Origin of the sequence: Neisseria sp. HMSC074B07 (assembly GCF_001810355.1) — a bacterium.
Classification (GTDB): Bacteria; Pseudomonadota; Gammaproteobacteria; order Burkholderiales; family Neisseriaceae; genus Neisseria.
The window spans coordinates 1-1408 of record NZ_KV800870.1 but is presented as its reverse complement, the minus strand read 5'-3'; the positions used below and the strand labels follow the sequence as shown (position 1 = coordinate 1408).

Annotated in this window: 2 protein-coding genes; both read right to left on the bottom strand. The window is 36.2% G+C overall.

Annotated features, from left to right (window positions below):
• Positions 1–247: 247 nt before the first annotated feature.
• Positions 248–679 (bottom strand): hypothetical protein, encoded by a 432-nt coding sequence (locus HMPREF2726_RS00130; protein ID WP_070601825.1) that lies wholly within the window; start codon positions 677–679, stop codon positions 248–250.
• Positions 680–695: 16 nt separating this feature from the next.
• Positions 696–1408 (bottom strand): RHS repeat-associated core domain-containing protein (locus tag HMPREF2726_RS14560; protein WP_246827832.1); only part of this gene is annotated, 713 nt, incomplete at its 5' end.

Genomic DNA, 1408 nt, shown 5'->3' with positions numbered 1-1408 from the left:
GGTCATCTGAAAGTTGGTTTTCAGACGACCTCTATGTTAACTGCTAATAAGATTGTTAAAGAACAAATAATTCAGACGACCTCAAAGAAGATAGTGAGGTCGTCTACAAAACAGAAAATGCGCATACACTAAAAATACCCAACATCTAGATTGGAGGTTTCATGCTGTTTATGGCTTTCTTAAGACCATATCAAAAATTTTGAGTTATTGTGGATTATCTTAAGCAGGTTCAAAATTCTAACCACATTTACTTATTAAATAAATTCCAACACTCGAGGTTATCATCTTCAAAAAAAATAAAATTATTTAACTCTTCATTATTTATATTTTTAAGAAATACTCCAACATAAAAAATTTCAAACATTTGTTTATACGTAATATTATCATTTGGCGTTAAAAAAACGGAACCACTATAGAAATTTAGAATGCTTTCCAATTTTCTCTCATCATAATTCTCAATACAATACAACATGCTTATTCGTATTTTTTCTTGATTTCCTAAAGAAAAGCGAAGTAACTGAGGCTTTAACAGATCATTAATAATAACATTCTGCCCTTCTGCTGTAGATATATCTAAATATATATATTTAGATATATCTACATGCGCACTCTCCAAGATCTCACCATCGACAATACTTAATAAATTAAGTATGTAAAAAGTATTAATTTTCTGCTTCATTATTACATCCTAAAATTTAATTTACTTTCCCAAAAAGTGAAACTAATTGCCCTGACGAATTAAAGGTAGCTGTCACTTCTGAGGTCCTTACCAAATTTGACGAGTCTTTTCTAAACCCTTCTGCAACAGGTCTTCCCATATCAAAAGTATCCCTGTAACCTTGAGGCGTTTGCTGTCCTAACCCCCTTGATCGTCTATCTAAGGCAGTATTCAATGTATCAAGATGGTCTTGATGGCTTGTAAATCGTGCTGCATGAGACTTGTAAGAAGTGATACCGTTAGGTGCATTATTAGCCCTATCCAGTTGTTGAGCTAAAGAAGTTTGAGCACCATGTCGGTCTAAACTATGTACATTTGATGCTCCTCTTGTGCGCTCAAGTTCCGTTATCTTTGTTCTACTCTTTCGGGCATTAGCTTTTTTTGCTTTTTTCCTTCTAAGTTTTGCCTTCTTATTTCTTGGGCATAAGCCCAAAACATCCATCCACGCCTGTACATTCGGTGCAAACGAATAAAGATTCTCCCCACCCAACAACCCAATCGGATCCTGATTTACAAACCTACCGGCCTCAGGCTCGTAATAGCGCATCAGGTTGTAATGCAGCCCGGTTTCTTCATCATAATACTGGTTTTGCAGTCTGAACGGCTGATGCGCATCCTTGTAAACCCGCTCATCCTTTTTCAGACGACCCCAAGCAGTGTATTCGCCGTACCATAAGAGATTGCCGTGGA